Below are 6,736 nucleotides of genomic sequence, written 5' to 3'. Positions count from 1 at the left end.
TGCCTCAAACGCTACATCGCCCGCGAGCTCTACCAGATCATCACCAGAACCGATCATGAAACCAGCGCTTGACATCAATAGGAGCATCCCACCCGCGCCCGCCTTGCTCCGAGCCCGTAACCCCACGCACACTCTTCCGACCCAGCTCACCCGCCCGCGTCCGCTCATTCCGGACCCACCACCCCACCCGCGTGAGCCGGTGAGCTGGTGGGTCGGTGGGTCGGTGAGTTGTAGGGACACTCCGGCAGAGGACACCTCCTCAGCCCTTTCATGCCTGCTCAGTCCCGTTCGCCCCACCCTCGCCCGACCCGCTCCGAACCCGCCCCACCCAAGCCGATCCCGCTACCCTGCGACCTCATGCCGATCCTCCTGTCGCTGGCGGCCTTCGTCATGACGCTCCTGGGCGGGTTCGTCGCGGACCGAGTCGGCGGCCGCCGCCACCTCGTCCTCGGCTTCGCGGGCGGCATCATGCTCGGCGTGGTGGCCTTCGACCTGCTCCCGGAGGCACTGTCAGCGGACTCGTACGACGTGCACGGCGTCCCCGTACCGATGCTGACCCTCGCCCTGGCCTTCCTCACCATCCACATCGTGGAACGGTCGGTCGCGATGCACGCCACCCACGAATCCGACTACGCCACCCACCACCACGCCCACTCCCCGACGGAAACCACCACCCATACACGCCACCGCCCAGGCGTAGGCCTGACCGCCGGCACAACCCTCGTCATCCACAGCCTCCTGGACGGGGCCGCCATCGGCGCCGCCTATCAGACCGACGCCTCGCTGGCGGTGGCAGTGGCGATAGGAGTAATCGCTCACGACTTCACAGACGGCTTCAACACGTACACGATCACTTCCCTGTACGGAAACACCCGCCGCCGCGCCCTCACCCTCCTCACCCTGGACGCCCTGGCCCCGGTGGCCGGCGCCACCCTCACCGTCCTCCTCACCATCCCCGACGGCATCCTCGGCGCCTACCTCGGCCTTTTCGCCGGTTTCCTCCTCTACCTCGCCACCTCCGATATCCTCCCAGAGGCCCACACGCCCCGCCGCTCCACCGGCTGGACGCTCACGGCCACCGTCCTCGGCACGCTGCTCATGTGGGGTGTGATCGGCCTGACAGACTGACACGAGGAAAACGTGTGCGTGACATGTCGCCGGATCATGCACAATAAGGCGGGAGCGCCCTTAGCTCAGCTGGATAGAGCACCGGACTTCTAATCCGACGGTCGCAGGTTCGAATCCTGCAGGGCGCGCTTTGATCATGGCCTGACCTGCGGTAATGCGGGATCGGACGCGCTCTAGAATTTCCGTCTAGGTGTTACGTGCTCCGTATGTGCTCGCCTGCACCAACCCCGCACACACCATGATCCATTCGCCATCCTCCCACGCTGTGCAAGAGCAGCGGCCCCGCCTCGTGATCCATCTGCCCGCGACATAAGGGGCGCGACACGTCCGGGAGGTTGGCCGCAGGCAGCATCCGCGGCCAACCTCGAGCCACTCGCCGTGTCCGCATTTCGCTCCGACCCGGTGGTGACAGGGCCGAGGGATGACTGCGGATCGGTTGGGGTGGGTGGTTCCTCGAAACTATGTTGTCGGGGTTGAGGATTCGGTGCACATCGCGGCCGAATACAGCAGCTCGATGTCGGACTCGCTGGGTTGTGCGTCCAGGTAGCACCACACAACGCGGTGGCGACTGTGCGGCAGCAGTAGATGGCTGCCCCATCGTCCGCGTGACAGAGCGGCCACGATGGCCAGCCCGCGGCCTTGCTCGGCGTTCCGATCCAGCCGAGGTATCTGCAGGGGAATGTGGTGCGGGGCGGACAGCGCCGTCCCTGGATCGGTGACAGCGAGTCGGAAGAGGTCGCTCGTGCGCGCGAGGTGGATCAGTAGCCAGTGCCGGCCATGTCCGTGGTCGGCGTGGACGACGGCGTTGGTGACGAGTTCGGACGCTGCCAGGATCAGTGTGTCCCGGGCCGGATGGGAACGGCCTACCCAGCCGGTCACTGCTTGGCGGGCTAGACGCGGTGCTTGATCGTCACGCGTCAGCTCGAGTGTTCCTATGTGTTCCATGTCGGTCTGCGGAACTTCAGGTATCACCGCATTTTCCTCATTACTCCTAGGCGAATGGCTGCACGTTCAGTGGTGAGAAAGCGTGTAGCCGACTGCGAATATTCGGCGGCGCCTGTTGCCGGCCTGGTGCGACAATCCCAGACACCGGGTGCGAATGGCGGACAGTCAGAAGCACTTCGGAGGCACGTATGCCGTGCGCTACTACACGGAAGTCGTGTATTTTCCGTGCACCGACGGGAGGGGAGCCGATGACCTCGCAAGACATGAACATGGAGCCATCGTTGAAGACGCCACGGACGCAATTTGGCTGCTCCTTGCGTGAATGCCGAATATCGGCAGGTATGCGGCAAAAGGACCTTGCTGCTGTTCTCGGCTGGTCGGTATCGAAGATCAGCATGGTCGAACGCGGAGAACGTCCGGCGGATGAGGATTTCGCACGTGATGCCGACGCCGCGCTGCAGGCGGACGGCGCGCTACTGGCGCTGTGGCGTGACACGGCGCATCAAGCGGCTCGCTGGCCCGTATGGCTGGCGCAGCTGGTGGGGATCGAGCAGCAGGCTGCCATGCTGCGCACCTGGCAGCCGCTGATCGTGCCGGGCATGCTGCAAACCCCGGAGTACGCCAGGGCCATCTTCCGCGGCAAACCCGGCACGACCCCGGAGGTGGTTGAGCAGAACGTCGCCGACCGGATGCAGCGGCAAGATGTTCTCCAGAGAGAGAATGGGCCTACGCTATGGGCGGTAAGAGACGAAGGTGTCCTGACTCGACCCATCGGCGCGAAGGCGGTGATGGCCGAACAGATGGCCCATCTGCTCGCCTTCGACGACCACCCCCGGGTCAACGTCCGGATCCTTCCCCGCGATTCGTGGCTCACCACTGGCCTGCAAGGCGCGTTCATCCTTCTCAGCGGGCCACGCATGCCCGACATGGCCTACCTGGAGTCGGTGACGTTGAGCCAGATCACCGCGGACGCGGATCGGGTCCTGGAGACCAAGTCCAGGTACGAGATGTTGCACGGCGACGCCCTGTCGCGCCGGGCGTCACTGCAGTTGATTGAGGAGATCGCCACCCAATGGAAGTGACCAAGGAACTGCTCGACAACGCCGCCTGGCGCAAGGCGACGCGCTCTGGAGACAGCGGCGACTGCCTGGAGGTGGCGCCCCTTGCAGGGGGATGGGTAGGTATCCGGGACTCGGAACATCCGGAAAAGCCGCCCTACGTGGTCAGCCGGTCCGTATGGAACGCCTTCATCGACGGTGCCAAGAAGGGCGAGTTCGACTTCTGACGCCTCCTGAAGTGAGCAGCGTCGTAGGCCGAACCACGACTGCCGGCAACGTCAACTGAGTGTGGATCGTGAGGTCCTCACCGAGGGGAGGCACGTTTCAAACGGGCGGAAGCGGCACAGCTTGAAGGCGGTGATCCGGCTGAAGAAGGTGGAGCCGGTTCCGCAGCCCGGGCGTGGGCCGTTGGTGTTCTCGACCGTCCAAGTCTGCAGGTACGTAGTGGCGTACTCGGCGCGGACGGAGCGGAACCTGTCAAACCTGGTGAGACGTCAGGCTACTCGCGTGCTTTGTGGTGAGGTGTCGGTCTCGGAGGCTGTGGGCGGCTGGTTGATCCACACCTTGGTCGGCAGCGCCGGTGGGTAGGGTCGCCGACCGCGGAACCGTTCCGGATGCGCCTGGAAGGCCGCGTGGAGGGTGGCGATCCGGCGGGCCTGGATGTGTACGGCGGTGCCGTCATGCACCGAGGCGGGTGTGTGCATCGCGATCCCGGAATGGCGATGCTCGTGATTGTAGTAGCGGAAGAATTGGCCGCAAAATACGTTGGCGTCCTCGATGGACCCGAACCGTCCGGGAAATGCCGGGCAATATTTGAGGGTTTTGAACTCCGCTTCGGAGTAGGGGTTGTCGTTGGACACGTGCGGGCGAGAATGTGATTGGTCGATACCGAGCAGTGCGAGCAGGCCGGTGACGGTGTTGGAGGTCATCGACGTGCCGCGGTCGGCGTGGATGGAGCGGGGCGCGACGGCGCCGTTGGCGGCGATGGCGTTCTGGATGAACTCCTTGGCCAGAGTGCCGTTCTCGGTGGGCGAGATCTCCCAGTGAATGACTTTGCGGGAGAAAATGTCGATGATGACGTACAGCAGATAATAGACGCCGCGCACGGGCCCTTTCAGTTTGGTGATGTCCCAGGACCACACGAGGTTGGGGCGGTCGGCCTCCAGTTCGGGTTTGCTGGTCGGCGGGCGGACGGCCTGGGCGCGTCGTTCGCCGCTTTGCCCGCGTTCGCGCAGCAGCCGGTACATGGTGGCCTGCGAGCACAGGTAGACGCCCTCGTCCAGCAGGATCGCCCACACCTGGCCGGGCGACTTGTCGGCGAAGCGCGGCGAGTCGAGCACCGCCAGGACCTGCTCACGTTCGGCGTCGGACAGTTCGGCCGGGTGGTGGAACGGCCGGCGGGGCCCTTGCACGGGCGGGCGCGGGTGGCGCCGGCGGTGCACCGTGACCCGGGATTTCCCGAACACCGCGCATGCTTTCACCGTGCCGGCCGATTGCTCCAGGGCGGGGAAATACGTATCCAGGACCTGGTTCAGTTCGTGTCGGAATCCGCGCTGCTTGAGATGTCCTGAAGCAGCGCGAATGCTTTTCCCGCGATGTCCAGCGCGGTTTTGGTCTTGCCTAGCTCGCCGGCCAGTTTCTCGTTGCGGGACTCGAGTTTCGCGGTGTCGGCTTTGAGTTTCTTGTTCTCGGCCCGCAGTCGGGCGAGTTCCTCCGACTCGGCGCTCTTGTGCGGCCGGCCGGTCGGGGCCGGGAGCGTTCCGTGCTCGGCCTGCTTTCTCCAGTGCACGATATGGGAGTGGTACAGCCGTTCCTTGCGGAGCAGCGCGCCCCGTTCGGGACTGCCTTCAGGCAGCGCGTCGAAGGCGGCCAGGATCCGTGCCTTGTATGCCTTGGTGAACGTCCGTCGTTTGGGCCGGGCTGGCTGCTCATCGGTCACCCGGCCATCCTGCCCCGTCATGGCGGTCTGGTCGGCGAGGGTCATCGTCACTGTCTCGATCGTCCCGTCTCGCCCTGCTTCACATCAAAAGGACTCATCTGTCCCTTGTGCCACGGCAGTCTGACGGAGAGAGTGCTGGACGAATACGCCGATCATTACAATCGCCACCGGCCGCACCGCTCCCTCGCCCTCCGAGCTCCCACCAATGATGACTCCGACGTGATCCCGCTGCCGCTATGCCGGATCGAGCGTCGTCACGTTCTCGGTGGGCTGATCAACGAGTACCAGCGCGCTGGCTGACCAACGGATGCAGTCATGAAGAGGCAGGCCAGGGCCTTGGATTGAGTTTTGACCCCTTTCAGGGTCCCTACGGCATGTTGGACAGGCCTGGGAGGCGCCCGAAACCCTGGGACTTCTGACCTGAGCGCTTCCTGCGCATCAAGGCCCGCCCGGGCACGATTGATGCTCTTGACCTCAAGTAAACTTAAGGTTCTATCGTTCATTGGCATGAGCACAACGAACCTTGCTGACCAGACGAGCCACACCGACATTGAAGCGATCAAGCAGGTGGTGGCCGCGGTTGAGCACTCCCAGAACAACGAACTCCCTGACGAGTTCGTTGCTCTGTTCCGCGCTGACGCGATCTGGACAACCGGTCACGGCAAGCGCCTCTTCGGCCGTGATGCGATCTCGACGTTCACGCACCAGGTGCTTCCCGGAGCGATGCAGGACACCACGGTCACGTTCGAGGTCGAACACGTGCTGTTCATCCGTCCCGACGTCGCAGCCGTGAAGGTGCGCCAGGTCTATCGCAACCCCGACGGGACGAAGGAGGTGGGCACGCCACTGTTCGTCATGGCAAAGGAAGACGGGCAGTGGCGCCTGACCGCCTGCCAGAACACCAGCGTGCTCAGCAGCAATTGACCGCATTCGACCGCGACACGCCTTCAGCAACAAGACGTGCCCAAGCCGCCAACCCGCAGATCAAGACCCCGTCCGGCACGTCCGGCGGGGTCATTTCACGCGGCTTATGGACCACTGGCTCTTCTTTGAGCGCCTGCCCGCCAGAGGACGTCGGCGGCATCGCAGGCTACGAACACTTCCGGCGGGTGCTGGCCGATCCCGGGCATGCGACTCCCCTCGTAGCGTAGGGACGGAACCCGAGATGAGGTTGGGTCGTGGGAGGCACCAGGCGTAGGTGCGAACCGGAGTTCCGGGCGGGCAGGCGCCCGCCCCGTCCACCAGCATCGGGTAACGGACTCCTTCCTCCGCGGTGAGGATCTCCTCCAGCACGATGTCATGTCGCCAGCTGTCGCCCAGGGTCGTACTCGTACTCCATGGCCGCCCCGGCCTGTGTGAGCACTTCCTGCAACCGGGTCTTCTTCTCGTCCCGGACGTCCAGGTTCCATTCGGAGCGAGGGTGGTCGCGGGGGAGACGAGCAGGCGCCGCCAGATCACCGGATCCGCGCTCTCCTGGAGGGTCACCCGGATCTGGTAGATCGGCTCTCCCGGTGCGGCTTCACCCAGGGCGCGCTGTACGGCGTGCACGGCTGCCGGGGTCAGAGCCGCCGTCTCCTTCGTGAGCTCCACCACGCCCAGCCGCGCCAAGACGGTCAGCAGGCGATCGATGTTCTGATCGGTCATGCGCCGTTGCGCTTGCGGGTCG

Annotated in this window: 7 protein-coding genes, 1 tRNA gene and 1 pseudogene; 6 read left to right on the top strand and 3 right to left on the bottom strand. The window is 64.7% G+C overall.

Annotation, left to right across the window (positions count from 1 at the left end; translation table 11 throughout):
* Positions 1-357: 357 nt before the first annotated feature.
* Together ABZW11_RS30175 and ABZW11_RS30170 are read left to right on the top strand one after the other, a co-directional pair.
* On the top strand, positions 358-1,128 hold the full coding sequence (locus ABZW11_RS30175) for a ZIP family metal transporter (RefSeq protein WP_355424213.1): 771 nt from the start codon (positions 358-360) through the stop codon (positions 1,126-1,128).
* A 54-nt stretch (positions 1,129-1,182) separates the two neighbouring features.
* A tRNA-Arg gene (locus ABZW11_RS30170) sits at positions 1,183-1,256 on the top strand.
* A gap of 331 nt (positions 1,257-1,587) precedes the next feature.
* On the opposite strand, the gene ABZW11_RS30165 is transcribed toward ABZW11_RS30170, so the two are convergent.
* Positions 1,588-2,073, bottom strand: a complete 486-nt coding sequence (locus ABZW11_RS30165; protein WP_355424221.1) for an ATP-binding protein — start codon at positions 2,071-2,073, stop codon at positions 1,588-1,590.
* 248 nt (positions 2,074-2,321) lie between these two features.
* Here ABZW11_RS30165 and ABZW11_RS30160 point away from each other — a divergent pair, with 248 nt between their 5' ends.
* Both ABZW11_RS30160 and ABZW11_RS30155 read left to right on the top strand, forming a co-directional pair.
* On the top strand, positions 2,322-3,155 hold the full coding sequence (locus tag ABZW11_RS30160) for a helix-turn-helix transcriptional regulator (RefSeq protein ID WP_355424210.1): 834 nt from the start codon (positions 2,322-2,324) through the stop codon (positions 3,153-3,155).
* Positions 3,146-3,358, top strand: a complete 213-nt coding sequence (locus tag ABZW11_RS30155; RefSeq protein ID WP_355424207.1) for a DUF397 domain-containing protein — start codon at positions 3,146-3,148, stop codon at positions 3,356-3,358. Before ABZW11_RS30160 ends, ABZW11_RS30155 begins: the two co-directional genes overlap by 10 nt.
* A gap of 267 nt (positions 3,359-3,625) precedes the next feature.
* Here ABZW11_RS30155 and ABZW11_RS30150 read toward each other — a convergent pair whose 3' ends face one another.
* Positions 3,626-4,915 carry an IS3 family transposase gene (locus ABZW11_RS30150; RefSeq protein ID WP_355424218.1) on the bottom strand — a complete coding sequence of 430 codons (1,290 nt, stop codon included), beginning with the start codon at positions 4,913-4,915 and terminating at the stop codon, positions 3,626-3,628.
* A gap of 662 nt (positions 4,916-5,577) precedes the next feature.
* On the opposite strand from ABZW11_RS30150, the gene ABZW11_RS30145 reads away from it, so the two are divergent.
* Entirely contained in the window at positions 5,578-5,994 is a 417-nt protein-coding gene (locus ABZW11_RS30145; protein ID WP_355424204.1) for an SgcJ/EcaC family oxidoreductase, read from the top strand.
* Positions 5,946-6,191: pseudogene (locus tag ABZW11_RS30140) on the top strand (hypothetical protein); the annotation flags it as partial. The gene ABZW11_RS30145 and the pseudogene ABZW11_RS30140, both read left to right, overlap by 49 nt.
* On the opposite strand, the gene ABZW11_RS30135 reads toward ABZW11_RS30140, so the two are convergent.
* Positions 6,085-6,714 (bottom strand): hypothetical protein, encoded by a 630-nt coding sequence (locus ABZW11_RS30135; RefSeq protein WP_355424202.1) that lies wholly within the window; start codon positions 6,712-6,714, stop codon positions 6,085-6,087. The pseudogene ABZW11_RS30140 and the gene ABZW11_RS30135 overlap by 107 nt on opposite strands.
* Between the last annotated feature and the right edge of the window lie 22 nt (positions 6,715-6,736).

The organism is Nonomuraea sp. NPDC004580 (assembly GCF_040609855.1).
In the GTDB taxonomy this organism is placed as follows: Bacteria; Actinomycetota; Actinomycetes; order Streptosporangiales; family Streptosporangiaceae; genus Nonomuraea; species Nonomuraea salmonea.
The sequence above is the reverse complement of the archived record's forward strand: the minus strand, read 5'-3'. Positions and strand labels throughout refer to the sequence as shown.